27 protein-coding genes and 1 pseudogene are annotated in these 26,664 nt (G+C 63.9%); 17 read left to right on the top strand and 11 right to left on the bottom strand.

Going from position 1 to position 26,664, the window contains the following annotated elements; all coding sequences use genetic code 11:
• The first annotated feature begins 7 nt into the window (after positions 1-7).
• Together V1279_RS25575 and V1279_RS25580 are read left to right on the top strand one after the other, a co-directional pair.
• A complete protein-coding gene (locus V1279_RS25575) occupies positions 8-937 on the top strand; it encodes a bifunctional helix-turn-helix transcriptional regulator/GNAT family N-acetyltransferase (protein WP_334441569.1) in 930 nt (309 codons plus the stop codon).
• Entirely contained in the window at positions 934-1,089 is a 156-nt protein-coding gene (locus V1279_RS25580; protein ID WP_334441572.1) for an RSP_7527 family protein, read from the top strand. Before V1279_RS25575 ends, V1279_RS25580 begins: the two co-directional genes overlap by 4 nt.
• Here the strand turns inward: V1279_RS25580 and moaB are convergent.
• Positions 1,064-1,627, bottom strand: a complete 564-nt coding sequence (gene moaB, locus V1279_RS25585; RefSeq protein ID WP_334441575.1) for a molybdenum cofactor biosynthesis protein B — start codon at positions 1,625-1,627, stop codon at positions 1,064-1,066. The two genes, V1279_RS25580 and moaB, sit on opposite strands and share 26 nt — an antisense overlap.
• Positions 1,628-1,748: 121 nt before the next feature.
• Positions 1,749-2,687, bottom strand: coding sequence for a KPN_02809 family neutral zinc metallopeptidase (ypfJ, locus tag V1279_RS25590; RefSeq protein WP_334441577.1), 939 nt, complete (start codon positions 2,685-2,687; stop codon positions 1,749-1,751).
• Between the two features lie 278 nt (positions 2,688-2,965).
• Between ypfJ and V1279_RS25595 the strand changes: the two genes are divergently transcribed.
• From V1279_RS25595 to V1279_RS25605, 3 genes are all read left to right on the top strand, one after another.
• Positions 2,966-4,099, top strand: coding sequence for a site-specific DNA-methyltransferase (locus V1279_RS25595; RefSeq protein ID WP_334441579.1), 1,134 nt, complete (start codon positions 2,966-2,968; stop codon positions 4,097-4,099).
• A 74-nt stretch (positions 4,100-4,173) separates the two neighbouring features.
• The gene (locus V1279_RS25600) at positions 4,174-4,671 is read left to right on the top strand and encodes a hypothetical protein (protein WP_334441581.1); all 498 of its coding nucleotides are present in this window, start codon (positions 4,174-4,176) and stop codon (positions 4,669-4,671) included.
• Positions 4,672-4,823: 152 nt separating this feature from the next.
• The gene (locus tag V1279_RS25605) at positions 4,824-5,510 is read left to right on the top strand and encodes a glutathione S-transferase family protein (protein WP_334441583.1); all 687 of its coding nucleotides are present in this window, start codon (positions 4,824-4,826) and stop codon (positions 5,508-5,510) included.
• Between the two features lie 152 nt (positions 5,511-5,662).
• Here V1279_RS25605 and V1279_RS25610 read toward each other — a convergent pair whose 3' ends face one another.
• Both V1279_RS25610 and V1279_RS25615 read right to left on the bottom strand, forming a co-directional pair.
• Positions 5,663-6,097 carry a nuclear transport factor 2 family protein gene (locus V1279_RS25610; protein WP_334441585.1) on the bottom strand — a complete coding sequence of 145 codons (435 nt, stop codon included), beginning with the start codon at positions 6,095-6,097 and terminating at the stop codon, positions 5,663-5,665.
• A 53-nt stretch (positions 6,098-6,150) separates the two neighbouring features.
• Entirely contained in the window at positions 6,151-6,708 is a 558-nt protein-coding gene (locus V1279_RS25615; RefSeq protein WP_334441589.1) for a carboxymuconolactone decarboxylase family protein, read from the bottom strand.
• Between the two features lie 92 nt (positions 6,709-6,800).
• Here V1279_RS25615 and V1279_RS25620 point away from each other — a divergent pair, with 92 nt between their 5' ends.
• Entirely contained in the window at positions 6,801-7,724 is a 924-nt protein-coding gene (locus tag V1279_RS25620) for a LysR family transcriptional regulator (RefSeq protein ID WP_334441591.1), read from the top strand.
• A gap of 39 nt (positions 7,725-7,763) precedes the next feature.
• On the opposite strand, the gene V1279_RS25625 is transcribed toward V1279_RS25620, so the two are convergent.
• The 3 genes from V1279_RS25625 to V1279_RS25635 all read right to left on the bottom strand — a co-directional run bounded on the left by V1279_RS25625 (position 7,764) and on the right by V1279_RS25635 (position 9,830).
• Positions 7,764-8,381: a glutathione S-transferase family protein gene (locus V1279_RS25625; protein ID WP_334441594.1), complete on the bottom strand. Its 618-nt coding sequence runs from the start codon at positions 8,379-8,381 to the stop codon at positions 7,764-7,766.
• A 128-nt stretch (positions 8,382-8,509) separates the two neighbouring features.
• Complete coding sequence (locus V1279_RS25630; RefSeq protein WP_334441596.1) at positions 8,510-8,986, bottom strand: nuclear transport factor 2 family protein; 477 nt, start codon at positions 8,984-8,986, stop codon at positions 8,510-8,512.
• A 19-nt stretch (positions 8,987-9,005) separates the two neighbouring features.
• Positions 9,006-9,830, bottom strand: a complete 825-nt coding sequence (locus V1279_RS25635; protein WP_334441599.1) for a helix-turn-helix domain-containing protein — start codon at positions 9,828-9,830, stop codon at positions 9,006-9,008.
• Between the two features lie 146 nt (positions 9,831-9,976).
• Between V1279_RS25635 and V1279_RS25640 the strand changes: the two genes are divergently transcribed.
• Both V1279_RS25640 and V1279_RS25645 read left to right on the top strand, forming a co-directional pair.
• Positions 9,977-10,351 (top strand): nuclear transport factor 2 family protein, encoded by a 375-nt coding sequence (locus tag V1279_RS25640; RefSeq protein ID WP_334441602.1) that lies wholly within the window; start codon positions 9,977-9,979, stop codon positions 10,349-10,351.
• Positions 10,352-10,445: 94 nt separating this feature from the next.
• Positions 10,446-11,732: a flavin-dependent oxidoreductase gene (locus tag V1279_RS25645; protein WP_334441605.1), complete on the top strand. Its 1,287-nt coding sequence runs from the start codon at positions 10,446-10,448 to the stop codon at positions 11,730-11,732.
• On the opposite strand, the gene V1279_RS25650 is transcribed toward V1279_RS25645, so the two are convergent.
• Together V1279_RS25650 and V1279_RS25655 are read right to left on the bottom strand one after the other, a co-directional pair.
• Positions 11,701-12,156, bottom strand: coding sequence for a PaaI family thioesterase (locus V1279_RS25650; protein ID WP_334441608.1), 456 nt, complete (start codon positions 12,154-12,156; stop codon positions 11,701-11,703). The two genes, V1279_RS25645 and V1279_RS25650, sit on opposite strands and share 32 nt — an antisense overlap.
• A gap of 139 nt (positions 12,157-12,295) precedes the next feature.
• Entirely contained in the window at positions 12,296-13,435 is a 1,140-nt protein-coding gene (locus V1279_RS25655) for an A/G-specific adenine glycosylase (protein ID WP_334441611.1), read from the bottom strand.
• Between the two features lie 169 nt (positions 13,436-13,604).
• On the opposite strand from V1279_RS25655, the gene V1279_RS25660 reads away from it, so the two are divergent.
• The 9 genes and pseudogenes from V1279_RS25660 (at position 13,605) to V1279_RS25700 (ending at position 23,769) form a co-directional block, all read left to right on the top strand.
• Positions 13,605-14,084 carry a DUF721 domain-containing protein gene (locus V1279_RS25660; protein WP_334441614.1) on the top strand — a complete coding sequence of 160 codons (480 nt, stop codon included), beginning with the start codon at positions 13,605-13,607 and terminating at the stop codon, positions 14,082-14,084.
• 116 nt (positions 14,085-14,200) lie between these two features.
• A pseudogene (locus V1279_RS25665) lies at positions 14,201-14,858 on the top strand (DsbA family protein).
• A gap of 240 nt (positions 14,859-15,098) precedes the next feature.
• Positions 15,099-18,563 carry a chromosome segregation protein SMC gene (gene smc, locus V1279_RS25670; protein ID WP_334441617.1) on the top strand — a complete coding sequence of 1,155 codons (3,465 nt, stop codon included), beginning with the start codon at positions 15,099-15,101 and terminating at the stop codon, positions 18,561-18,563.
• 58 nt (positions 18,564-18,621) lie between these two features.
• The gene (locus tag V1279_RS25675) at positions 18,622-19,599 is read left to right on the top strand and encodes a small ribosomal subunit Rsm22 family protein (RefSeq protein ID WP_334441620.1); all 978 of its coding nucleotides are present in this window, start codon (positions 18,622-18,624) and stop codon (positions 19,597-19,599) included.
• Between the two features lie 303 nt (positions 19,600-19,902).
• Positions 19,903-20,463, top strand: a complete 561-nt coding sequence (locus tag V1279_RS25680) for a LemA family protein (RefSeq protein WP_334441622.1) — start codon at positions 19,903-19,905, stop codon at positions 20,461-20,463.
• Between the two features lie 31 nt (positions 20,464-20,494).
• Complete coding sequence (locus V1279_RS25685) at positions 20,495-21,685, top strand: M48 family metallopeptidase (RefSeq protein ID WP_334441624.1); 1,191 nt, start codon at positions 20,495-20,497, stop codon at positions 21,683-21,685.
• Between the two features lie 166 nt (positions 21,686-21,851).
• The gene (locus V1279_RS25690; RefSeq protein WP_334441626.1) at positions 21,852-22,604 is read left to right on the top strand and encodes a hypothetical protein; all 753 of its coding nucleotides are present in this window, start codon (positions 21,852-21,854) and stop codon (positions 22,602-22,604) included.
• Between the two features lie 60 nt (positions 22,605-22,664).
• Positions 22,665-23,333 carry a hypothetical protein gene (locus tag V1279_RS25695; RefSeq protein WP_334441628.1) on the top strand — a complete coding sequence of 223 codons (669 nt, stop codon included), beginning with the start codon at positions 22,665-22,667 and terminating at the stop codon, positions 23,331-23,333.
• Between the two features lie 103 nt (positions 23,334-23,436).
• A complete protein-coding gene (locus tag V1279_RS25700) occupies positions 23,437-23,769 on the top strand; it encodes a GIY-YIG nuclease family protein (protein ID WP_334441631.1) in 333 nt (110 codons plus the stop codon).
• A 152-nt stretch (positions 23,770-23,921) separates the two neighbouring features.
• Here the strand turns inward: V1279_RS25700 and V1279_RS25705 are convergent, their stop codons facing one another.
• Both V1279_RS25705 and V1279_RS25710 read right to left on the bottom strand, forming a co-directional pair.
• Positions 23,922-24,461: an adenine phosphoribosyltransferase gene (locus V1279_RS25705; protein WP_334441633.1), complete on the bottom strand. Its 540-nt coding sequence runs from the start codon at positions 24,459-24,461 to the stop codon at positions 23,922-23,924.
• Positions 24,462-24,477: 16 nt separating this feature from the next.
• Positions 24,478-26,643 (bottom strand): anthranilate synthase component I, encoded by a 2,166-nt coding sequence (locus tag V1279_RS25710; RefSeq protein WP_334441635.1) that lies wholly within the window; start codon positions 26,641-26,643, stop codon positions 24,478-24,480.
• Positions 26,644-26,664 lie beyond the last annotated feature (21 nt).

Below are 26,664 nucleotides of genomic sequence, written 5' to 3' on the forward strand. Positions count from 1 at the left end.
TGATGCGATGTCCCAACTGGATTCCGAACACGAAGTCGCGGCGGTACGCGCCTTCAACCGCTTCTACACCCGCAAGCTCGGCGTGCTGGACCAACAGCTCCTGAAGAGCCCGTTCTCGCTGAGCGAGGCGCGGGTGCTGTACGAACTCGCCCACCGTGAAGATCTCTCGGCCAAGGAGATCGGTGCCGAATTGGGTCTCGACGCCGGCTATCTCAGCCGAATCGTGCAGAATTTCGACGAAACCGGATTGATCACCCGCGAACCGCTGCCGTCCGACCGCCGGCAAAACCGGCTCGCTTTGACGGCCAAGGGGCGGCAGGCGTTCTCAAAACTCGAGCGCAGTACAAAGGACGACGTCGCGACCATGCTTGCCTCGCTGCCGCGCGGCGGCAAGGAGCGCCTGATCGGGGCAATGGCCGACATCCAACGGCTGCTTGGCGATGCGCCTGCCTCATCCCGACCGGCGACGCTGCGCGAGCCGCGCCCCGGGGACATGGGATGGGTGGTGCAGAGCCACGGCGCGCTCTATGCCCGCGAATACGGTTGGGATTCCTCGTTCGAGGGGCTCGTCGCCGAGATCGCGGCGAAATTCCTCGCCTCATTCGACGCGTCGCGAGAACGCTGCTGGATCGCCGAGATCGAGGGAATGCAGGTCGGCTCGATATTCCTGGTGCGACACACCGATGAAGTCGCCAAGCTGCGCCTGTTGCTGGTCGAGCCAGCCGGACGCGGACAGGGATTGGGCCAGCGGCTGGTCGGCGAATGCATCGCGTTCGCGAAGGCCTGCGGCTATCGCCGGATCACGTTGTGGACCCAGAGCATTCTGGTCGCCGCCCGCAAAATCTATCAGGAGGCCGGGTTCAAGCTGGTCGCCACCGAGCCGCACCGCAGCTTCGGCCAAGACCTGGTCGGCGAAACCTGGGAACTCGAACTGTGAAGCCCCAGCGTCGCGACAACTCGCGGCGCGTGACGCCTGATATCCTCGACTTCCATATCAAGCGCGCACATCAGTTGCGCGCCGACTTCTATCGCGACATGTGGCGCGCGATAGCGGCGTTGCTGGTCAGGCTGAAGCGCCTTGTGCTTTAGGCCGCCGCAAATGCTCGTCGAGCCGCGGCATGATCTCGACGAAATTGCAGGGACGCGTGCGATAATCAAGTTGAGCGGCGAGGATGCCGTCCCATGCATCGCGGCAGGCGCCCGGAGATCCCGGCAGGCAGAAGATAAAGGTCGCCCCCGCAACGCCGGCGGTGGCGCGGCTCTGCACGGTCGAGGTGCCGATCTTGGCGTGGCTCAGCATGTGGAAGGCGATGGAAAAACCGTCCATCCGTTTTTCGAACAGCGGCTCGATCGCCTCCGGCGTCACGTCGCGGCCGGTGAAGCCGGTGCCGCCGGTAGTGATGATCGCATCGACGCCGGCGTCAGCGATCCATCGCTTGACGATGACGCGGATCGCATCGACGTCGTCGACGATGATCTCGCGCGCGGCAAGCTGATGACCGGCCGCCGTCAGCCGCTCCGCCAGCGTGGCGCCGGATTTGTCATCGGCGAGCGTGCGCGTATCGGAGATCGTCAGCACCGCGATGTTGAGCGGCACGAATTGTTTTGACTCATCGATGGAGGACATGACCGCTTCTTCCCGTCATGCCCGGGCTTGTCCCGGGCATCCACGTCTTCGATTTCTCAGAAGTATAGACGTGGATGGCCGGGACAAGCCCGGCCATGACGAGATACTTCTTTGGCTCAACTCACAACGCTCCCGCCGCAAACGTGTTGCATGCCTGTACCGTGCCCTGCTGATAACCGGTCATGAACCACTGCTTGCGCTGCGCTGCGGAGCCGTGGGTGAAGCTGTCGGGCACCACCCTGCCCGTCGACTGTCGCTGCAGCGTGTCGTCGCCGATCGCGGTTGCCGTTCTCAGTGCTGCGTCGATATCGCCGGGTTCGATGAAGCCCGGACGCTTCTTCTCTTCGCGGTTGACCCAGACGCCCGAAAGACAATCCGCCTGCAGCTCGACCTTGACCTGCAGCGCGTTGGCTTCCGCCTTGCTGCCGGCCTGCTGCTGCAGCCGCTGCACGCGCGGCAGGATGCCGAGCAGGTTCTGGATGTGATGGCCCGCCTCATGCGCGATGATATAGGCCGTGGTGAACTTGCAGGCACTGCCCGAGCAGCCGCGAAACCGTGTTTCGACTTCGCGGAAGAAACTGGTGTCGAGGAATATCTGCTTGTCCGGCGGGCAATAGAACGGTCCCATCGCCGACTGCGCCATGCCGCAGCGGCCGCCATTGGTAGCGTTGCGAAACAGCACGATGCGCGGTCCGGTGTAATTCTGTCCGCTGGACTGGAAGATCTCGCTCCAGCGGTCGTCGATTTCGCCGAGAATACCAGCGATCATGCTGCCGACTTCGTCCTTCGGGGCGCCGGTCTTGGCCGGCCCTGACCTGCGATCGGTCTGGTAGGTCGGCGCTTGTCCCCCGCCGGTCAGGATTTCGGCGCCGCCGATCAGGAGGCGCGGATCGATTCCGAAAGCATAGCCGACCAGGCCGAGCACGATGATGGTGCCGATGCCGAGCCCGCCGCCACCCATCGGCAGGCCAAATCCGCCACCGCCGCCACCCATTCCACCGCCGCTGTCGTCGCGACGATCCTCGATGTCGTCGCTGCGGCGGAAATCATCGTAACGCATGGCGGTATTTCCTCATCCCCGGCTGTCTGCTCGAATACCCAACGCGACAATCACGTAAAATTTCCATTCCATTAATCAATAACCCGCCCGGCAAAAATTGCCTAGTGCGCAAGCCGACGCAATCTCCGCTGGTATTCCTCTCAGCCATCTCTCTTCGCAATCTTTGCCCGCAGCATTCTTGGTTAAGTCGATTTTTACTTTGCCCGGTCAATGTATCGCCAGTCGGTTGTTTAGTCCCGCGTCGCCGACAGCGTCGCCTGAGTCAGAGTAATTGAGTCATGGTAGTGTCGCGTCGCGGGGCGTCTGCAAGGGCGCCCCGCACTAAATTTGAGTCCGAATCCAGCGCTCATATCGTCGTCGGCGATTGCGTCGCCGAGATGTCGAAGCTTCCGGCCGGTTCGGTCGATCTGGTATTCGCAGATCCGCCGTATAACCTGCAGCTGAAGGGCGACCTGAAGCGCCCCGACGAATCCCATGTCGATGCCGTCAACGACGACTGGGACAAGTTCTCCTCGTTCGCCGCGTATGACGATTTCACCCGCGCCTGGCTGCTCGCCTGCCGCCGCGTGATGAAACCGTCGGCGACGCTGTGGGTGATCGGCTCCTACCACAACATCTTCCGCGTCGGCGCGATCATGCAGGACCTCGGCTTCTGGGTCCTCAACGACATCGTCTGGCGCAAGACCAACCCGATGCCGAATTTCCGCGGCCGCCGCTTCACCAATGCCCATGAAACCATGATCTGGGCGGCGCGCGACGAGAAGGCCAAGGGCTATACGTTCAACTATGAAGCCCTGAAGGCCGCCAATGAGGACGTGCAGGCGCGTTCCGACTGGCTGATCCCGCTCTGCACCGGCGAAGAACGCCTCAAGGGCGCCGACGGCAAGAAAGTGCATCCAACCCAGAAGCCCGAGGGCCTCCTGGCGCGCGTGCTGCTGTCGTCGTCGAAGCCCGGCGATCTCGTGATCGATCCCTTCAACGGCACCGGTACCACCGGCGCCGTGGCAAAACGTCTCGGCCGCCGCTATATCGGCTTCGAGCGCGACAAAACCTATGCGAAAGCGGCCGAAGCGCGCATCGCAGCCGTCGAACCGCTGCCTGAGGCGACCCTGGCGCCATTCATGACCGCGCGCGACGCCCCCCGTGTGGCGTTTTCCGAACTGATCGAGCGCGGCATGATTCCGCCCGGCACCAAGCTGGTCGACTCCAAGAAGCGCCACGGCGCGCTGGTTCGTGCCGACGGCGCCATCATGCTCGGCGACAAGGTCGGCTCGATCCACCGCATCGGCGCGGTGGCCCAAGGCTCCGGCGCCTGCAACGGCTGGACCTTCTGGCATGTCGAGACCAAGAACGGCCTCAAGCTGATCGACGAGATGCGCGCCGAAATCCGCTCCGGGATGGCGGCCGGCTAACCTCGTTTCAGATCATCACGAGGCGCCCAGGCGCGGCCTACGGCACGGCCGCGCCAAAGCACCGCAGCGTGCGTATGGCCCGCCGGGCGGCGATGGCGCGAGATGCGGCTTTGCCCATCCCCCACGCAGCCCGCGTGATCCGCCGGCATGGCAGCCGTGTCATGCACGCGGGTGGCGATGCGCCTTTATGCTCCTATTTGAGCCCATATGTGCTACGTTCATTGCAAATAAAAGAGATTGCTGCCATGCGCACGCGAGGCTCTGAGTCGTTCATTGTGCTGCCACTGCTGCCGATCTTCCTGATCGGGCTGTTTCCGATGCTGCTGTTGAGTTTGCTTGGCCCCGCCGGACTGATCATCCTCGGCATCCTGATCGCCAGCGCGGGCCTGACCGACATTCTGGACGCCAACAGCAGCTTCAGCGAGCAGATCATCGTCCACGGTTATGCGCGAGGATCCGAACGGACGGGGCAACGCACCGCTTTGCATTCGGAAATTCGCTTTGCGTTGCTGATGATTGCTTCGGGCGCTGCCCTTGCGGTCGCCGGCGTAGGTGGTCTGGTCCTATCGTAAGGCTCCGCTTTCTCGTAAGGCTGCCTTTCACGAACTCGTCGCTTGCGCATCTCGCAAAAATTTGAGCATGGACGTGCCACCCGGCGGCGTTCCTGCCGTGTCCGGATTCCGCAATAAGCCTTGCTGCAAGAAGCAATGGGGGAAAATTCCAAATGCTCAAATTCTACTTCAACGGATCGCCCAACCCGACCAAGGTCGCCCTCTTCCTCGAGGAAGCCGGCATTGCCTACCAGCCGGTCGCCGTCGACACCCGCAAGGGCGACCAGTTCAAGCCGGAATATCTCGCCATCAATCCGAACGCCAAGGTGCCCGCGATCGACGATGACGGCGTCACGGTGTTCGACAGCAACGCCATCCTGCTCTACCTCGCCGAAAAGACCGGCAAGTTTCTCCCTGCGAACACGCCGGCCAACCGCGCCGAATTGCTGTCATGGCTGATGTTCGTCGCCACCGGCGTCGGCCCGTATTCCGGCCAGGCTGTCCACTTCAAGCATTTTGCGCCGGAAAAGATCGACTACGCGAACAACCGCTACCAGTTCGAGGCGCAGCGGCACTTTGGCATTCTCAACGATCATCTGGCCAACCGCCGCTACATGGTCGGCGACACCTACACCATCGTCGACATGGACGTCTGGGGCTGGGCCCGCATGATGCCCTTCGTGATGGGCGAGGATGCGGTCGCGAAATATCCCAACGTCAAGCGGCTGGTCGACGAGATCATGGCACGGCCTGCGGCAGCGAAAGCGATCGCGCTGAAGGATAACTTCAAGTTCAAGGCCGAGATGGACGACGAAGCGCGCGGCAACATGTTCAAGCATATGTCGGTGAAGGCGGCCTGAGCAGGCCTACACCGAAAACCTGTAGGGTGGGCAAAGGCGCACTTGCGCCGTGCCCACCTTTTTCTTTTCGAAGCATCTCTGTGGCTTGAGGAATGGTGGGCACGCTTAGCTCTGCCCACCCTACGAGCTCAGTTCTGCAACGACTCTATGGCTCAACCCGCAACGGCGAGCTTTTGCTCCGGGGGGAATGGACCGAGCACACGCTCCACCAGCGCGGAATCGCAATATTCCTTGATCTCCCTGATCTTGCCGTTCTCGATCCGCCACACCATGCAGTACTGATTGTCGTATCGCTCCCCGGACTTGGTAATGTTGTCGCCGCGGGCTTCCACCACAACATAATCTCCTTCCGCGATGAAGTTGAACGCCAGCGTGCGCGGCCGCCCGGCGGCGAGCAGCGACCGCAGATGACCCATCAGGCCGTCGTTGATGGCCTCACGGCCCTTGAATTTGCCCGACCAGGAATATTGGCCGGTGACGACCCAGGTGACATCCTCAGCGATATTGTCGAGGAAGGTCGTTCCGCTGCGGTTCGCTGAATCTGCGTAGATTTGCTGCACCAGTTTCTTGTTGTCGGCTGAACTCATGGATTGTCTCCGTTGTTAAATGAGGGGACCGTGTTCTCCGCGGTCGGTGGATATCAGGCCGCCGGAAACGGCCGGCTGACGTCGGGTTCGGGCGGCAGGCGCAGGCCGTTGGCGAGATAGCCGACCGTCCGGTAGTAGCCGGCGAGCAGCAGCAGCTCGAGGATGGCTTCATCCTCGAATGCCGCCCGCAAGGCCGGCCACAGTTCGTCGCTGATGTCGCAGGTGTCGTGCAGCTCGTCAGCGAGGCGGATCAGAAGCGCGTCGTTGGCTTCCCAGCAGGCGCTGTCGGCGTCGCCATGCACCGTGGCGCTGACCTGCGCCGCGGTCAGTCCCGCCTCGCCGGCAAAGTAGTGCACGCGCATGCCCCACTCATACTCGCAGCCGCAGCGCGCGGTGACGCGATGCAGCAGGATCTCGCGCTGCCTTGTGCTGAGCTTGGTTCCCGGGAGATAGCTCGGTGCGCCGCGAATGAAGCGCTCGAACAGCTCGGGATGGCGCGCGAGCGTGGTGAACAGGCGAAAGGGCGGCATCCAGGATCGCGGCATGCGATCGAAGGCGGCCTGAACTTTGTCGGGATAGGGCGCTGTGGCCGGCTCCAGTCGTGCGGTCATGCAGGTGGGTCTCGGTGTCTCGGATGCCGGCCATATTCAGCAATCTTTGCTCATTCTTCCAATCGATACTGAATATGATATATATTCACCTCATGAATTTGAATTCGCTTGACCTCAATTTGCTGGTGGCGCTCGACGCCTTGCTCAGGGAAGTCAATGTCAGCCGCGCCGCGATGCGGATCGGGCTGTCGCAGCCGGCCGCCAGCCATGCGCTGCAGCGGCTGCGCGACCTGATCGGCGACCCGTTGCTGGTGCGGACCGGGGCGCGTATGGAGCTGACGCCGCGGGCGCAGGCGCTGCGCGCGCCCCTGGCGCAGGCGCTCGATCAGGTGCGCTCCCTGTTCATCGCCGATGAGTTCGACGCCGCGAGGAGTGAGCGTCAGTTCCGCCTGATGATGCCCGACCTTGCGGTCGAGCTTCTAATGCCGCCGCTGATGGAGAAGATCACCAAACAAGCGCCGAACGTCCGGATCGACGTGGTGCCGTGGCGCGGGCCGGCAATTTTCACGCCGGAATTCGCCCGCACCATCGATCTGGTGATCTCGATCGGCAACGCCTTCACCGGATTTCACCGGCAACGGCTTTACACTGACAGCGACGCGCTCGCGGTGCGGCGTGGCCACCCTATCGGTGCGCGGCTGAAGCGGCCTGACGTGTTTCTCGATGCGCGCCACGTCGCGGTCGTGATTCGCGGCCAGAGCGAGGACCTGATCGACATGTGGTTGCGCCCCAAGGGCATCGAGCGGCGGATCGCGCTGGTCGTGCCCGGCTATATCGAGGCGCTGCACGTTACCGCGCGCACCGATCTCGTCGCCTTCGTGCCGCGCCGCCTGATCGCCGCGCTGTCGAAGCAATTGTCGCTGACAACGATCGCGCCACCGCTCGATCCTGGAATCGACGAGCAGTTCATGTTCTACCCAACCCGCGCCCAGATGGACCCCGGCTCGATCTGGCTGCGCAACATCATGCTTGGCATCGGCCGCGAGATGGAGCGCGCCACGAGGAAGGCTGCGTAGGTGTAGGGTGGGAAAGCCACCGGGTCGCGCGAATGCAGCTTAAGCTCTCTCCTCGGCGAGCACCTTCTGCACTGCCGGCCGCTCCGACATCCGCTTTCGGTGAGCCGCCACCTTGGGCAGCGTCGTAACATCGACGCCATCGGCTTCAAGCCAAAGCCCGATCGTGAACAGATAGGGGTCGCAGATCGTGTACTGCTCGCCCATCACCCACGGCCCCTTCAGCATGTCGCGCTCGATCAGCGCGAACCCTGCGGCCATGGTTTCCGGCACCTTGCGCTTCATGTCGGCGAACGAGGACTCCTCGACAGCCCAGCGATAGCCGCGCATCTTGTGGGCATGCGACACATGCACCGTGGAACAGAGATAGCTGTTGAAGGCCTGCGCCTGCGCGAACGCGAAGGGATCATCGGGCACCAGCCTGGCTTGCGGAAAGCTCTGCGCAATGTAGGCGAGGACTGCCGGCGTTTCGGTCAAGGTGCCACGGTCTGTCACCAGTGCCGGCACCCGCCCCTTCGGGTTGATGGCAAGATATTGCGGGGTGGTCTGCTGGCTGTTCTTGAAGTCGAGGCGCTCCGCCGCATAGGAGGCGCCGGCCTCCTCCAGAGCGATATGCGAAGCCAGCGCACAGGTGCCGGGGGCGTAATAGAGCTTGAACATGTTGATCCTCACGGGGGATGCCCGAGGTTAGCCGCGCGTTGGCCCGCCGTCCATCCCCGGAGCGTTGAAGCGCCCCTGCGCCACACGCAAGCCCCGGCGTACCACCAACCTGCCCGCGGCCGGCGCGTTCACGCCGCGCGCGGCTGAAGCTTTCCCTCGATATAGACGCTGACGATCGTGTCATCGGCGGGACAATGCTCGGGAGCGACCGCCGTGAGCTGGGCCTGGATGCACTTCCACGCGCCGTTCTCGAACAGATATGTATCGGTGTACATGGTCATGCCAGTTACTTCATTTCCACCTCGGCGGCGCGTGTGCTTGTTGGTGGAACGCACCAGCGCAACGTCGCCGATAACGGTAATGAGTTCATCACGGACGTCCCAGTAGACGATGACCTTCGGATCGAACGCCGTCGCCCAATACTTTAGATAGGTCGCACGATCCCATCGCTGGCCCGTGGACAAGATGGTAATGAAGGCTGGATGAAGTATCGCGTCGTGCGAAGCCACGTCGTTGGTCACGAAATTATGGATGAAGCGGGCGTTCAGCGCACGCAGTTCGTTCATCGTCTCGGCCGATTGATGATCGCGCGGAGCAAGTTGCATTTCAATCTCCTGAGTTTTGTCAAAGTGCGAGTTGTCGCGCCTTCTCGGCGGCCGCGTCATCCGCCGGAAAGAAACATTCGATCTTGATCTGTTGCAGCGCTGCGTCCATCGGCATCGCCAGAGTCGTAAAGGTGGAGAAGAAGGCGAGACGAAAGTCACCCTTGGCAAGGTGCATCGTCATGACCGGAGCCGACGCCGACGACTGGCGGGGGAGCCTCCATTCGGCCGACAACCCGGGATAGGCCATGATTTCGTCGAGCAGCTGCGCCGCAGCCCGGCTGCCTTGCGCGACGTCGCGATGAAGGATCTGGATCATCTGGCCGGCGAACTCATCCCAGTTCACCATGAACTGCCGCAGCCCGTTGGGGTGAAAGACGACGTGCATGGCGTTGTCCGCAAGTCCGGCCTCCATCGCGTATGCATCGCGAAAAGGTTTCAGCAGGCGCGCTGACCCCTGGTTGCGCATGCGAACGTCCCAACGGCCGTCGATGACGATCCCCGGATACGGCTCCTGCTGCCGCAGAATGAAATCCAAAGCCTGCCGGACCGGCTGCAGATTTTCGGCGGCCAGTCCCTTGTCGCCATAGGGCGGCACGAAACCCGCCGCGACATGCAGCGCGTTCCTCTCCTCGAGCGGCAGATCGAGCGCGCTGCCGAGCAACTGCACCATCTCGCGGCTCGGTTGCGACCGCCCGGTTTCCAGAAAGCACAAATGTCTGGCGGAGACATTTGCATCGGCCGCCAGTTCGATCTGGGTAAGGCGGCGCACGTTTCTCCAGTGCTTCAGCAGGCTGCTGAAATGCCCGGCCGGAACAATTTGCGCATTCTGGTTTGGCGCATCCATGCCAGACAATCTAGACCATCGCATCAGAAGGGCAATTACCTCGGATGTAAGTGACGGCCCGACGATTCCCTGCAAGAGTTGCACATGCGAAACGCGCGATGAGTTGTCTCGATCGTGCAGGAACACCGGGAATGGCGGGAGTGCTGATGGACGACAACACAATCACGAAGGTCGTGACGCAGTATATGGCGGCCTGGAACGAGCCGGACGATACGGCCAGACGCGCCTTGCTCGAGCAATGCTGGAGCGACGGCGGCGTCTATCTCGATCCGAACGTCTCCCTGGCCGGGCGTGACGCACTGGCGACGCAGATCGGCAAGGTGATGGCCGGGCGACCCGCGGCGCGGCTCGAATTCATGAGCGGTATCGACGTGCACCACAACGTAGTCCGCTTTCTCTGGCGCCTGGTGCGTGCGGACGGAACCTGCGGCGATACGTCGATCGATTTCGGCGAGATCGGCGCCGACGGCCGGCTGGTCAGGATCGTGGGATTCTTTGGCCCGGCCCCTCCGCTCCCGTGAATTGCCGGAGCTGCGAGAGAAATCTGCCGGGCCTTCGCAGTTGCCCCCTGCCGCCCCCCATGTCATGACGCCCGGGAAGCAACAGGGGCTTAACATGACTGTTCTCATCGCGGGCGGCGGCATCGGCGGGCTGACGCTGGCGCTCAGCCTGCACCAGATCGGCATTCCCGCCAGGGTTTTTGAAAGCGTGCCCGAGCTGCGGCCGCTCGGCGTCGGCATCAACGTGCTGCCGCATGCGGTACGCGAGCTGATCGAGCTCGGCCTGTACGACCAGCTCGACGCAGCCGCTGTCCGCACCAAGGAGCTCGCGTATTTCTCCAAGCACGGCAAGCCGATCTGGAGCGAGCCGCGCGGCATCGAGGCCGGTTATAAATGGCCGCAATTCTCGATCCATCGCGGCGCGCTGCAGCAGATCCTGCTCGATGCCGCGATCGAGCGGCTGGGAAAAGAGAATATTCTCACCAGCCATCACCTCTCCGGCTGGACCGAGACGGAAAACGGCGTGCGCGCCGAGTTCATCGACAAGGCAACCGGCCAATCGAATGGCGCTCACGAGGGCGCGCTGTTGATCGCCGCCGACGGCATCCATTCGGCGGTCCGCGAAAAGCTCTATCCCGGCGAGGGCGCGCCGATCTGGAACGGGCGCATCCTGTGGCGCGGCATCACCGACAGCGACGCCTTCCTGTCCGGCCGCACCATGATCATGGCCGGCCACGAGATCCTGAAATTCGTCTGCTATCCAATTTCAAAGCAGGCGGATAGCGCCGGCAAATTCAAGATCAACTGGGTGGCCGAGCGGCACATGCCGCCGACCTATCAGTGGCGGCGCGAGGACTATAACCGGGCTGCAAGGCTCGAAGAGTTTCTGCCCTGGTTCAAAGACTGGAAATTCGATTGGCTCGATGTGCCCGGCCTGATCGAGAATTGCCCGCACGCTTATGAGTATCCGCTCGTCGATCGCGATCCCGTTGCGCAATGGACGTTCGGCCGCGTCACGCTGATGGGCGACGCCGCCCACCCAATGTACCCGGTCGGCTCCAACGGCGCGTCGCAGGCGATTTTGGACGCGCGCGTCATCACCCGCGAAATCCTGGCGCACGGCGCGACCAACGCCGCGTTAGTCGCATATGAAGCCGAGCGCCGGCCCGCTACCACCGACCTAGTGATGCTCAACCGCCGCAATGGTCCCGAGCAGGTGATGCAGATGGTCGAAGAGCGCGCGCCCGACGGCTACAACGTCGTCACCGATGTGCTCTCGCTGCAGGAGCTGGAAGACATCGCCGCCAACTACAAGCGCGTCGCCGGCTTCCAGGTCGAGGGCCTCAACGCCAAGCCGCCGATCGTCCAGATCACGCGGGAAGCACCGCGGGTCGCGAGCTAGCCGAAGGGGCGATGGCCTTCGCGGTCTCGACCAGCCGCGCGCTGGTCGTGGCGGTCGCCAGCAGTGTGCCATCTTCGGCCGTCAGCCGCCCCTCGACAAAAGCGACGGTCTTGCCGAGCTGGGTGACTCTGGCCTCGCCAGTGATCGGCCCCGGCTTGGCCGGCGCCAGAAAATTCACGGTCATGGTGATGGTTGCCATATAGAGTTTTCCGTCGGTCATGGTGAACACCGCCGGCCCCATGGTGTCGTCGAGCATCGCCGAGAGAATGCCGCCCTGCACGAAGCCGGCCGGGTTGCAGAAATCCCGTTTGCCGTCGAAGCCGATGCGGATCCAGCCATCCTTCGGCCGCGCGTCGAGCACGTGCCAGCCGAGCAGTCTGGAAGACGGCGGCGTGGGGATATTGTCGAGAGCGGTGCGGATCATGGAAACCTACGTGAGGCTTCCATCTACCGCAGGCCTGCTGCCAGCGTGATGTCAGCAAGCTGCTGCACATTGCCCGCCGGGCACCGGTTGCAAACTAACCCAGGGCGAGCGGGCGCCCACCCGAGCAGTGGCGCCCGTTTCAATCCCCCAGCCCGTGCGCGATTGCCTTGCGCATCACATTGGGCAGTGCCTCATCGGCAAGCGTTGCGATCGGCACCCAACGCATGCCGTTCGGCGCCCGCGTACGCGCGGCCACCTTGGCGGTGTAGACCACGAGTTCGAGCGGAAAATGCGTGAACACGTGGGTCACGACGCCCGCCTTGCGATGCCAGCGCACCGCATCCTTGAATGCGGGCGCCTGCTTCAGCGCCGCCTTGTCGTCCTGTCCGGCCAGCCATTCCGAGCCCGGCACTTCGGTCATGCCGCCGAGCAGGCCTTTTTCCGCCCGGGTACGAACCAGGAGTTCATCGCCGCGTATGACGATGAAGGCGGCGCCGCGGCGCAGCGTACCCGCTTTCTTCGGCGCCTTGCGCGGGAAGGTTTCCTGATCGCCGCGCAGGCGGGCGGCACAATCATCATTCAACGGGCATAATGCACAGGCCGGCTTCTTCGGCGTGCAGATCGAGGAGCCGAGGTCCATCAATGCTTGCGCGCTGTCGCCGGCGCGAGACCTCTCGTCGCCAGCGCGAGACTTCTCGTCGCCGGCGCGAGAGGGGCCGAGCAATGTCGACGCCAATTCCTGTATGAGCGGCTTGGCCTGCGGCAGCGGTTCTTCCACTGCAAACAGCCGCGACAACACGCGCTCGATATTGCCGTCAACCGGCATGGTCCTGACGTCGAAGGCAATCGCGCCAATCGCGGCCGCCGTGTACGGCCCGATCCCCGGCAATTTGCGCAGGCCTTCCTCGGTATCGGGAAACACCCCGCCATGGTCACGCAGCACGGCGACCGCACAGGCATGGAGATTGCGCGCGCGCGAATAATAGCCGAGCCCCGCCCACATCCGCAGCACGTCGTCCTGCGAGGCGCGGCCGAGCGCGGCGACATCCGGCCAGCGCGCCAAAAACTTCTCGAAATACGGCCCGACCGTTTTGACGCCGGTCTGCTGCAGCATGATCTCTGAGAGCCAGACCCGGTACGGATCAGCCCGCTCGCCCGCCGGCGGCCGCCACGGCAGCCGGCGGCGATGGCGGTCGTACCAGTCGAGCAGCAGCGTGGGACGGGAGGCCGCCACAACGGGGGCTTCTCGTCGTTTGATTTTGGCAGCCGCAGGACTCATGGGCACACTCTAGTGCGGCGATTCCAATCTCTCCACGTCATGCCCGGGCTTGTCCCGGGCATCCACGTCTTTCTTCACGCTAGCGTCGAAGACGTGGATGGCCGGGACAAGCCCGGCCATGACACCTGAGGAGGTTACATCCACACCGCGCGAGGTGATATAAAGCCCCATGGCAAAACCCGGCTCGATCTCGGCAAAACCCCTTTCCGTCCTGCTCGGCGACGTGTTTTCGGACGCCTACGCCAAGCAGGGATTTGCCGCGCGCGAACTGGTGACGCGCTGGGCCGACATTGCCGGCGCCGAAATTGCCGCCCATTCCGAGCCGCTGAAGATGCAATGGCCGCGACCGGTGGAGGGGCAGCCGCAGGAACCGGCCACGCTGATATTGCGGGTGGAGGGCCCTGCGGCGCTGGAGATCCAGCATTCCTCCGACGTGATCCTGCAACGGGTCAACCGCTTCTTCGGCTGGAGCGCGGTCGGCCGGCTGGCGCTGCGGCAGGCGCCGCTCTCGCGCCGGAAAGGCCCGGCGCGCAGCCGCGAGCCGGACCCGAAATCGGTGGCAAAGGTCGCCGAAACCCTGTCGGCGGTAGAGGACGAGGAACTGCGCGCCGCATTGGCGCGGCTTGGCGCCGCGATCAAGCGAAATTGAGCCTTTTGCGCAGCTCGCCCGGCGCAACCTGCCATTGCCACAACTAGCGTTTCAAGCTAGCGAAGGCTTCTTTTCGTACTTCTTTCGGGCGTGACCGCGCCACTCGGGAGCAGACCTTGATGATCACGCGCCGCGCCTTCACCGCCGCCCTGTCGTTGACCGGGCTGACCGCCCTCGCCGGCTTCTCGCCGCTGCGGCTGATCACCGACGCCATCGCGCAGGGCGCCGCCGACGTCGCCAAGCCGCAGTCCCTGCCCGACATGGCGCTTGGACCTGCCAACGCCTCGGTGACGATCACCGAATACGCCTCGATGACGTGCCCGCATTGCGCGGCCTTCGCTGAAAAAGTATTCCCGAAGATCAAGTCTGAATTCATCGACAGCGGCAAGATCCGTTACGTATTCCGGGAATTCCCGCTCGACATCAAGGCGGCCGCGGGCTCGATGCTGGCCCGCTGCATCGCCAAGGACGACGCCCCGAAATATTTCGCCGTGATCGACCTTCTGTTCAGGCAGCAGAACGACTGGGTAACGAAGAACACCACGGAGACACTGAGCCGGATCGGCAAGCAGGCTGGTCTCACCCAGCAGCAGGTCGAGGACTGCCTGAAGGATCAGGCGCTGCTGCGACAAGATCGCGGCCGACCAGAAGTTCGCCGCCGAGGTGCTGAAGGTGCAGTCGACACCGACTTTCTTCATCAACGGCGAGATGATCAAGGGCGAGCAGAGCTTCGAGGAGTTCTCCAAGCGCATCAATGCGATGCTGAAGAGCTGATTCGCTTCCGCTGGATTCAAGCGCGGCCATAAGTCCAGCAAAAGGCTGGACAAAAGCGCTCAAAAGCCTTGTCAAAAGCCTTGGGAAAAGCCCCTTGGGCCCGTTGCCCTCCGGCCCCGCCCTCGCCATTGTCGCAGGCGATAACAACCGCTATCGGCGGTTCGTCCACACACCGACATTGCCTTCTATGGTATTGTCACGGCAGGGAGATTCGCGCCCGGCCAACAGAGATCTGTGTTCATGAAACTCACTCGCCTCCGCCTCCACGGTTTCAAGTCGTTCGTCGAAGCCACTGATTTCATGATCGAACCCGGCCTCACCGGCGTCGTCGGACCGAACGGCTGCGGCAAATCCAATCTGGTCGAGGCGCTGCGCTGGGCGATGGGCGAGACCTCGCACAAATCGCTGCGTGCCGCCGACATGGATGCGGTGATCTTCGCCGGTTCCGGCAACCGCCCGGCGCGGAACCACGCCGAAGTTACCATGACGATCGACAATGCCGATCGCACCGCGCCGGCCGCCGTCAATGACAGCCAGGTGCTGGAAATCTCCCGCCGCATCGAGCGTGAAGCCGGTTCCGTCTATCGTATCAACGGCCGCGACGTCCGCGCCCGCGACGTGCAGATCCTGTTTGCGGATGCCGCCACAGGCGCGCGTTCGCCGGCGCTGGTTCACCAGGGCAAGATCGGCGAGATCATTCAGGCCAAGCCCGAACAACGCCGCCGCGTGCTGGAAGACGCTGCCGGCGTCGCCGGCCTGCACGCGCGCCGCCACGAAGCCGAGCTGCGGCTGAGGGCGGCCGAAACCAACCTCACCCGCGTCGAGGACGTGATCGGCCAACTCGCCGGCCAGATCGACGGCCTGAAGAAGCAGGCGCGCCAGGCCATTCGTTTCCGCGAAGTCGCCGCCAAGGTGCGCAAGGCCGAGGCCACGCTGTTCCATCTGCGCTGGCTCGAAGCCAACGCCGACGTCGTGGAAGCCGCGCACACCCATGACATCAACGTTCGCGAGATGGCCGAGCGCACCCGCGAGCAGGCCGAGGCCGCACGCATCCAGGCGATCCGCGCCTCCGAACTGCCTGCCTTGCGGGAAGGCGAAGCCCGCGCCGCAGCGGGGCTGCAGCGCCTCACCAATGCGCGCGAACTTCTCGACCGCGAGGAAGAGCGCGCCAAGGAGCGCGTCGCCGAACTCGACCGGCGGCTGACGCAATTCGCCGCCGACATCGCGCGTGAGCAGCAGCAGACATCGGACGCCGAGGTGGCGCTGCAGCGGCTCGACACCGAAGACGCCGAGTTAAAGGAAGAGATCAAGTCGCGCGTCGAAAAGCGCTCCGGCGTTGATGAACGCGTTTCCGAAGCGGAAGAGACGCTGGCCGCCGCCGAGCACATGTTCGGCGAGTTGACCACTGCGCTCGCCGACCTCACCGCCAAGCGCAACCAGCTCGAAGCCGGCGTGCGTACCCACCGCGACCGGCTGGCCCGACTCGATCAGGAGATCGCCAGCGTCCAGGCCGACGAGCAGAAGCTCAGCGACGAGACCGGCAATCTCGGCGACCTCGACGCGCTCGCCGCGGCCATGGAGACCGCGCAGGAAGCGCTGGCCGCATCCGAAGCCGCAGCCCAAGCCAGCGAGACCGGTCACGTCGCCGCGCGGCAGAAGCTCGAAGCCTCCCGCGCACCGCTCACTGAGGCCGACAAGCGCGTGCAGCGGCTGGAGACCGAAGCGCGCACGATTTCAAAACTCGTCAACGGCGAGACCAAGAATTTGTGGCCGCCGATCATCGACGGCGTCACCGTCACCAAGGGCTATGAAAAGGCGTTCGGCGCCGTCCTCGGCGACGACCTTGACGCACCGGTCGATCCCTCCGCGCCGATGCGCTGGACCAATGCGGGTGCGAGCTTCGACGATCCGTCGCTGCCGGCCGGCGTCGATCCGCTTGCCGCCCATGTCGAGGCGCCGTCCGAGCTGGCGCGTCGTCTCGCGCAGATCGGCGTCGTGCCGAAGGAGCGCGGCGCAGAACTGGTGTCGCAATTGAAGACCGGCCAGCGGCTGGTGTCGCTGGAAGGCGATGTCTGGCGCTGGGACGGTTTTGTCGCGGCTGCGCACGCGCCGACCGGCGCCGCACGGCGTCTCGCCGAACGCGCGCGCCTCGTCGATATCGAACACGAGCTGGAACAGGCCCGCATCGACGCCGCCAATAAGCGGCAGGCGCTGGAAGACGCCGAGGCTGAGCTGAAGGCGGCATCCGCCGCCGAGTCCGCCGCCCGCGAAGCCTGGCGGGCCGCGCAGCGCGAAGCCGATGCGGCGCGCGAGCGCCATGCCACGACCGAGCGTGAGATCAACCGCCACGCCGCGCGCAAATCCGCGCTGACCGAAGCCCATACCCGTCTCGCCGCCGATCGCAGCGAGGCTGAAGCGGCGCATGAGAGCGCCAACGCCGCGCTGGCCGAGTTGCCGCCAACCCTCGACACCGAGGCGCGGCTTGCCGCCGTTCGCAGCGAGATTGACGGGCACCGGCGCTTTGCCGCACAGGTGCGGGCCGAAGCCCAGGCGCTGGCGCGCGAGGCCGAATTGGCCGACAAGCGGGTGCAGGCGATAACGGCCGAACGCACCGAATGGCAGAACCGCAGGCAAAGCTCGGCCTCACAGGTCGCCACCGTCGAGGCGCGGATCACCGAAGTGACGGCCGAGCGCGCCGAGCTTGAAAATGCCCCGGCTCTGTTTGCCGAAAAGCGCCGCGCGCTGATCAACGAAATCGAATCCGCCGAAAGCGCCCGCCGCGTCGCAGCCGATGCGCTCGCCGCCGCCGAGAGCGTGATGGCGCAGACCGATCGCGAAGCCAAGGCTTCGCTCGAAGCGCTCTCCTCTGCCCGCGAAGCCTGCGCCCGCGCCGAGGAACGCATGGACGGCACCAAGCGCCGGCTTTCCGACATCGAGCGTGAAATCCACGACATGCTCGAAGTCGAACCGCATGCGGTAGCAGCGCTCGCCGAGATCGAGCCGGGCGCGGAACTGCCGCCGCTCAACGAGATCGAGGAAAACCTCGAAAAGCTGCGCCGCGACCGCGAACGTCTCGGCGCCGTCAATCTGCGCGCCGAGGAAGAACTCCGCGAGGTGGAAACCCAGCACACCGCGCTGACCACCGAACGCGACGACCTGGTCGAAGCCATCAAGCGGCTTCGCCAGGGCATCCAGAGCCTCAACAAGGAAGCGCGCGAGCGGCTGTTGACCTCGTTCGAGGTCGTCAACGAGCACTTCAAGCGGCTGTTCGTCGAACTGTTTGGCGGTGGCGAAGCCGCGCTTCATCTGATCGAAAGCGACGATCCCTTGGAAGCTGGTCTGGAAATCATCGCCAAACCGCCCGGCAAGAAGCCGCAGACGCTGTCGCTGCTGTCGGGCGGCGAGCAGGCGCTGACCGCGCTGGCGCTGATCTTCGCGGTGTTCCTCACCAACCCGTCGCCGATCTGCGTGCTGGACGAAGTCGACGCGCCGCTCGACGACCACAACGTGGAGCGGTTCTGCAACCTGCTGCACGAGATGACGTCGTCGACGGAAACCCGCTTCATCATCATCACGCACAACCCGATCACGATGGCGCGGATGAACCGGCTGTTCGGCGTCACCATGGCCGAACGCGGCGTGTCGCAACTGGTCTCGGTCGGCCTCGACGACGCCGTGAAGATCCTCGACCAGGACGTGGCGTGAGATAGCCCGCGTCACCCGGTTGACGTCATCATCCGCGAAGGCGGATGATGATCGATAGATGACCTCACCCGACCTTCCAGCGGAACTGAAAGCCGCGCTCGACGGCAAGCTGCGGGGCTTTTCGCGCAGCGACGCCGCCGGCCGCGCAGCTTCAATCTCCAAAACCTACCGCGACGGCGGCGGCTCCGGCGCCATCCGCTCGGAGGCCGACGCGCTGGCCTACGCGCTGGCGCGGATGCCCGCGACCTATGCCGCTGTCACGGCCAGCCTAAATGCGCTGGTCGAGATCAGGCCGGACTTCGCGCCGAAAGACCTGCTCGATATCGGCGCCGGGCCGGGAACGGCGACCTGGGCGGCGGCAGAGGCATTTCCCTCGCTGCAACGCTTTGCGCTGCTCGACGCCAACGATACCTTGCGCACGCTGGCGCTCGACCTCGCACGGGACAGCACGCGCCTTCATCAGATCAGCTACGAACGCGGCGAAGCCCACGCCGCGCTGGCGAAAGCGGATGCAGCCGAGCTCGTCGTGGCGAGCTACATGATCGGCGAGATCGGCGAAGCCCAACAACGCGCGCTGGCCGAACGGATGTGGGAAAAGACCCGCGACACGCTGCTCGTGGTCGAACCGGGCACCCCGGCGGGCTATGCGCGGATCATCGTGCTGCGTGAACGGCTGATCGCAATGGGCGCGCATGTCGCCGCCCCATGCCCGCACGACGGCAAATGCCCGCTGCAGGCGCCCGACTGGTGCCATTTCACCCAGCGCCTGCAACGCTCCCGCGCGCACAAGCAGGTGAAGGGCGCGGAGCTGCCCTTCGAGGACGAAAGGTTCTCCTATGTCGCACTCGCGCGCGCGCCGGTCGCACGGCGCCCCTCCCGCGTTCTGGCGCAACCGGCCGTCAGCAAGGTCGAAATAGCAGCGAAGCTCTGCACCCCGGCAGGTCTCGCCCTCACAAAGGTGCCTCGCCGCGCCAAGCCGGAGTACGCCACTGCCCGGCGCTGGCGGTGGGGCGACGCCGTGATGGAGAAGAGCTGACGCAGACGGCGGCCTCCGTGCCCCGGATGCTGCGCAGCGCGCCGTTCTTGCGGCGTGATGCGCTGCTGGTCCGGGGCCCATCTCTACCGGCGCGGTGGGTCCCGGCTCTGCGGTGCACCGTCAAAGAGACGCTGCACCGCGTCCGGGACACGCAAACCGACACAAATCCCGGCCTTGAACTTATCCCGCCCCACTTCCGACTAAAGCCATGCCCCAAGTCGCCTCCCACCTCACGGGCGGGCTGCCGCACGCCCGGTTTTTCGTCTAGGTTCGCTGTCTTTCGTCCCACAGGAGTTGTCTGCCATGTCGACCGGCTGGATCGTTCTCGGCGTCATCGTCATCATCGTGCTGTTTGCCTTCGCTGCGTATAACCGCCTCGTCGCGCTCAGCCAGCGCGTCAGTCAGGCCTTTGCCGACATCGACGTCCAGCTCAAGCAGCGCCACGATCTGATCCCGAACCTGGTCGAGACCGTGAAGGGCTACGCCTCACACGAGCGCGGCACGCTCGACGACGTCATCAAGGCGCGCAATTCGGCGATGTCGGCGCAGGGGCCGGCACAGGTGTCCGCCGCCGAGAACCAGCTGAGCGGCGCGCTCGGCCGCCTGATCGCGCTGTCGGAGGCCTATCCGGACCTCAAGGCCAACGCCAATTTCCAGCAGTTGGCGGGCGAACTGTCCGATCTCGAAAACAAGATCGCGGCCAGCCGCCGCTTCTTCAACAACGCGGTCCAGGAATACAACACCGGCATCCAGCAGCTTCCCGCGGCGCTGTTTGCCGGCATGTTCGGCTTCACCCGCAAGGAATTCTTCGACCTCGGCGCCAGCCGCACTGAAGTCGAGGCCGTGCCGACCGTGAAGTTCTGACACTTCAAACATCCGGCAGAGCAGCCTTATCATGGCCGCGTATGGTCTCTACACGCATATCGCATCGAACAAGTTTCGTTCGATGCTGCTGCTCGCCGGCCTCTTTCTCCTGATCTATGTGCTGGTCTTTGCCGGCGCATTGGTCGCCGAAGCGCTGATGCATAGCGACAAGTCGGTCGACTATTACCTGATGTATGCGTGGCGCGACCTGATCGCGGCCTCCCCCTACGCCACGGTCGCCGCCGCGCTGTGGATCGTGATCGCCTATTTCTTCCACCAGAACATGATCGACGCCGTGACCGGCGGCGAGAGCGTGACGCGGCAGCAGCAGCCGCGGCTTTATAATCTCCTGGAAAATCTCAGCATCTCGCGCGGCATCCCGATGCCGAAGCTGAAGGTGATGGACAGCCGGGCCCTGAACGCATTCGCAAGCGGCCTCAACCGGCGGCAATATTCCATTACGGTGACGTCGGGCCTTCTGCAGGCGCTCAACGACCAGGAGATCGAGGCCGTGCTCGGCCACGAGCTCACACATATCCGCAACGGCGACGTGCAGTTGATGGTGGTCGCCGTGATCATTGCCGGCGTCGTGGGCTTTTTCGGCGAATTGTTCTTTCGCATGTTCACCAACCTGTCGTGGAACTCGACCGGCAGCGGCTGGTCGTCATCGTCGTCTTCTTCATCGTCCTCTTCTTCGTCGTCTGACCGCGACAGCAAGGGTTCCGGCGGCGCGATTATTGCGATCATCATCGCGGTCGTGCTGATCCTGCTGGCCTGGCTGTTGTCGCAGGTCGTCAAGCTGGCGCTGTCGCGGTCGCGCGAATTTCTGGCCGACGCCGGCTCGGTCGAACTGACCAAGAATCCCGATGCCATGATCACAGCGCTGCGCAAGATCGAGAACCGCGGCGAGCTGCCCGGCGCAACATCCGCGGTCATGGAGCTCTGCGTCGACAATCCGCGCGAGGGGTTTGCCGACCTGTTCGCGACCCATCCGTCGGTTGACGCGCGCGTCAAGGCGCTGGTGCAGTTTGCCGGCGGCCATGACCCCGGCCCGCTGGCGTTGCCCTCGGTTACGGCGGACGAATCCGATAAGCCGGAGGAATCAGCCGGGCAACTCCAACCGCCGGTTCCCCGCGGCCCGTGGAACGATGCCAGCGAGCCCGCAAGCGTTCCGGGCACTCGCCCCAGCCCCTCAGAGGGCCCTTGGGGCCCTCACCGCTGAGCAGCCGCCCTGTCGTCGCTCCCGGATTAACGAATTCCGTATGAATAACGGCGATGGCTGTCCAAGGAATTGAATTATCCCTTGTTTCTGCCATGTTCGCGCCCAAAGCAGGGAATGGGACCTACCGGCCGCTCCCGCGGTCGTAACTGCTGTTCAAGGGAATTCCATGGCAAAGCCAGTCGTGATTGTGGTGGGCGCGGACAAGGGCGGGGTCGGCAAGACGACCGTGTCGCGGACGCTTCTGGATTATTTCAGTGCCAACAACGTGCCGACCCGGGCATTCGATACCGAATCCCCACGCGGCACCCTGAAGCGCTTCCACCCTGACATCACCGAGATCGTCGACATGACGACGACCTCGGACCAGATGAAGATCTTCGATACGCTGAACGCGGCCAGCCCCTCCGTCACCGTGATCGACGTCCGCGCCGGACTGTTGTCGCCGGCGCTGGCTTCGCTGCGCGACATCGGCTTTCTCGATGCGGCCAAGGCGGGACAGATCACCTTCTCCGTGTTCCACATCCTGGGTCCCTCGATCGCCTCGCTGGACGAAATCGCCGAGACCGCGAACTTCATGCAGGGCGCCAAATATTACCTGGTGAAGAACTTCATCAACGACACCCAGTTCTTCCAGTGGGACCAGGCGACCTACAATTCCTATTTCCACCGTATCAAGGACGCCACCGAACTCACGATCCCCAAGCTCAACGAAATGGCCTATGAGCAGGTCGAGGTGTCCTCGGTGCCGTTCCTCAAGTTCGTCGCCAACAAGGGCAAGGAGGACGAAGCCGCGAACTATTCGTTCGTGCTGCGCGGCTATGTCCGGCACTGGCTCGCCAATGTCTGGAGCGAGTTCGACCGCATCAAGTTGACCGATCTCGTCGGCGCCAAGCCTGGCGTGCGCGGCGGTGAAAAATAGTCGCGCACCCGCCGCGATGGGGGCTGGATTAGCCAAAAAATTCCTTTGATATAGCGGGTAATGAGCCCCACGCCCGTCTACATCATCTGCTCGCCCCGGCCGCTGGTCGGCAAGACGCTGCTTGCGCGGCTCTTGAGCGAGTTCCTGCTGCTGAAAAACGGTACGGTATCCTCCTTCGACATCAACCTGAAGGAACCATCGCTGCTCGAATATCTGCCGCGCCTGACCGAGACGGCCGACGTCATGGACACCTATGGCAAGATGCAGCTCATGGACCGCCTGATCGTCAATGACGGTGTCGCCAAGGTGATCGACCTCGGCTTTCATGCGTTCGACGAGTTCTTCAAGATGACCAACGAGATCGGTTTTCTGAAAGAGGCCGCGCGGCGCAGCGTCGCGCCGATTGTCCTGTTCGTGGCCGATACCGACCGCGTTTCTTCGCGCGCCTATCCGACGTTACGGGAGCAGATCCCGCTGAAAGCGCTGATTGCGGTCGACAACGAGTACGTCGTGCGTGGCGAACTGCCCGAGCAGATGGGGCTGGGGCGGGTGCTGCGAATATCGGCCCTGCCCTCGTTCCTGAAGACCTATGTCGACCGGCTGACCTTTTCCTTCACCGACTACCTGCGCAACGAGAGAGACTCATCGACCGAGCTGCACCAGTGGATCCGCAGGAATTACACCAGCTTTCGGGAGCTCGAGTTCAGCCTGCTCCCGCAGCAGTCGTGAGTCGCTGCGACGGGTGCCACCTCATAATATTACCCGGGTAATATTTACGTAACCCGCCGTGTCTGGTATCGCCTCCGCCTGACCCAACTGGCGAGACCATCCCATGACATCGGACAGAAAGGCGGTCATCGCTGCCTACAAAGAGCGGAAAACCTTCGCAGGGGTTTTCGTCATCCGCTGCAAGGCCTCGCCCCAGGCATGGGTCGGCCAGACGCCCAATCTGGAAAAGATCCAGAACCGGATCTGGTTCACGCTGCGCCAGGGCAGCCACACCTGCCGCACCCTGCAGGCAGCATGGACCATGCACGGGCCTGACAGCCTGACGTTCGAGGAATGCGAACGGCTGGAAGAGGAAGAAATGCCGTATGTCCGCGATGCGCTGCTGAAAGAGCGCGCGCTGCATTGGAGGTCGCAGTTCAACGCAGAGGCGGTCTGATGTTGTTGTCGTCCTTGCGAACGCAGGGACCCATACCGCGTTGCTCTCGCGATTGAGACGAGATGGCAATCGCCTTGCACAACAACTACCGACGGTGGATATGGGTCCCTGCGTTCGCAGGGACGACGGAGAGCGGTTCGACTGACGAAAGCTCAATGCCCTTCGAACGCCATCAGCGTGCGCACCGGAACGTCCATCGCGCGCAGCTTGGCGGCACCGCCGAGATCGGGCAGATCGATGATGAAGCAGGCCGCGACGACGTTGGCGCCGATCTGGCGCAGCAATTTCACCGCGCCTTCCGCAGTGCCGCCAGTGGCGATGAGATCATCGACCAGGATGACGCGCTCGCCGGGATGGACCGCGTCGGCATGCATTTCCATTTCATCAAGGCCGTATTCCAGCGAATAGGCGATCCGCACCGTGGTATGCGGCAGCTTGCCTTTCTTGCGGATCGGCACGAAGCCGGCGGAAACCTGATGCGCGACCGCGCCGCCGAGGATAAACCCCCTCGCCTCGATGCCGGCGACCTTGTCGATCTTCAATCCAGCCCATGGCTGCACCAGTTCATCGACCGCGCGGCGGAAGGCGCGCGCATCCGCCAGCAGGGTCGTGATGTCGCGAAACAGGATGCCCTTTTTCGGGTAATCCGGAATGGTGCGGACAGTGGCCTTCAGGTCATGATCGAATGTCATCGGTATCTCGCAATCCTCAATTGACTGGTACGCTCAGACGAAAGGCGTTTTCGACGATACGCAGTCCTACCTCGCCGCCGAGCGACATCAGCGATTCCGGATGAAACTGCACGCCGCCGACCGGCAGGGTCTTGTGTTCGATCGCCATCGCGACGCCGTCCTCGGTGGTCGCGGTGACCTCGAGAACATCGGGCACGCTGTCGCGCTCGACATAGAGCGAATGATAGCGGCCGATCACGATCTCATTGGGCAAGTTGTGCATCAGCCGCCCGCCGCGCACCTGAACCCGCGACGGCCGCCCGTGCGCGGGGTGGGTGAGCTGGCCAAGCTGGCCGCCGAAATATTCGCCGATCGCCTGCACGCCGAGACAGACGCCGAAGATCGGCAGTTTCCTGTCAAGCGCAGTGCCGATGGTTTTCGAAATTCCGAAATCCTCAGGGCGACCCGGGCCCGGCGACAGCACCAGCAAATCCCAGCTCTTCTGCTTCAGCATCTCCTGGGCATGGACGTGCCGGACCACGGTCACGCTTGCGCCGACCTGCCGGAAATAATCCGCCAGCATGTGCACAAAACTGTCGTCGTGGTCGATCAGCAGCACCTTGCGGCCCGAGCCGGTGGCATCGGGCGCAAACGCCGACAGCGGCTTCGGCGCATCGCCGCGCAGCGCCTGGAACAGCGCCGCCGCCTTGACCTGGCATTCGCGATCTTCCGCGGCGGGGTCAGAATCGAACAGACAGGTGGCGCCGACGCGCACTTCGGCGAGGCCGTCCTTCATCCGAATGGTGCGGATGGTGAGCCCGGTATTGATGCTGCCGTCGAAATTCACAGCACCAATCGCGCCGGCATACCAGCGCCGCGACGAACGCTCATTGTCCTCGACGAACTGCATCGCCCACAATTTCGGTGCGCCCGTCACGGTGACCGCCCAGGCATGGGTCAGGAAGGCGTCGAGCGCATCGAAGCCCGGGCGCAGCATGCCCTCGACATGATCGACGGTATGGAACAGCTTTGAATAGGTCTCGATCTGCCGCCGTGCCAGCACCTTGATGGTGCCGGGCACGCAAACGCGCGCCTTGTCGTTGCGGTCGACGTCGGTGCACATGTTGAGTTCGAACTCGTCCTTTTCCGAGTTCAGCAGCTGCCTGATCTGCTCGGCATCGCCGATCGCATCGACGCCGCGCGCGATCGTGCCTGAGATCGGGCAGGTCTCGACCCTGCGACCGTCGGAGCGGACGAACATCTCCGGCGAGGCCGACACCAAAAATTCGCCGTCGCCGAGATTCATCAGCGCGCCATAGGGCGACGGGTTGATGCGGCACAGCCGCTGGAAAACTTCAGCCGGCGAACGCTCGCACGGCTCGGCGAACAATTGCCCCGGCACCGCCTCGAACAGGTCGCCGCGTGCGAATGCCGCGCGCGCGACCTCAACCGTCGCCTGATATTCGCCGGGCGCATGGTCGGCAAAGCCTTGCCGCGGCGTCCTGGCGTAAACGCTCTCGGCGGTGTCGCGCGGCAGACCCTTGGTGGATTTTCCTTTCCAGGCAAAATCGTAGCTCAACACCACGCCGCGGCCGGTGGCGCGGTCATAGGCCAGCAGGCGGTCCGGCACATACAGCACGATGTCGCGCTGGTCGCTTTCCCGCGCCCTCTTCTGCACGAGATCCTCGATCTGGAACACGAGGTCGTAGGCAAAGGCGCCGAACAGGCCGAGCAGCGGGTCGTCATTGGCCGTGAAGGCGGCGACGAGAACGCGCACCAGCGACATCACGCTGGCGCGGCGGGTGCGTTGGTCTTCCTCGACCGGTGCCGCGCCGCGGATGATGTGGCCGGCCAGCCGCGTCGGGGTTTTTTCAGAAACCACCACGCAGGGCTCGCGCAGAACATCGCCCAGAAACGCGATCAGCACCTCGCCCCGCGCATTCAGCGCAGAAAGCGAAAAGTTCGAGCCGGCCGTTTCCAGCACCAGCGGCGGATCGGCAAAGCCGAGGTCGAAACTCTCGTAGCGGCCCGGCACCGTGGTGCCGGACGACAGCACCACACCGCGGCGGCGGTCGAGCAGTTCGATCAGGTCGTCAAGGCGCTTGGCGTTGCCGGTGAACTGCTCGACGGCACGCGAAATCGCGAGGCCGCCGCTGGTCCGATAGTCGCTATGCTCGGGCAGGGAGAAGGCTGTCCTGTTCATGTGATCCTCTTACGAAAATTC

It is taken from the genome of Bradyrhizobium sp. AZCC 1610 (genome assembly GCF_036924515.1).
Taxonomy (GTDB): Bacteria; Pseudomonadota; Alphaproteobacteria; order Rhizobiales; family Xanthobacteraceae; genus Bradyrhizobium.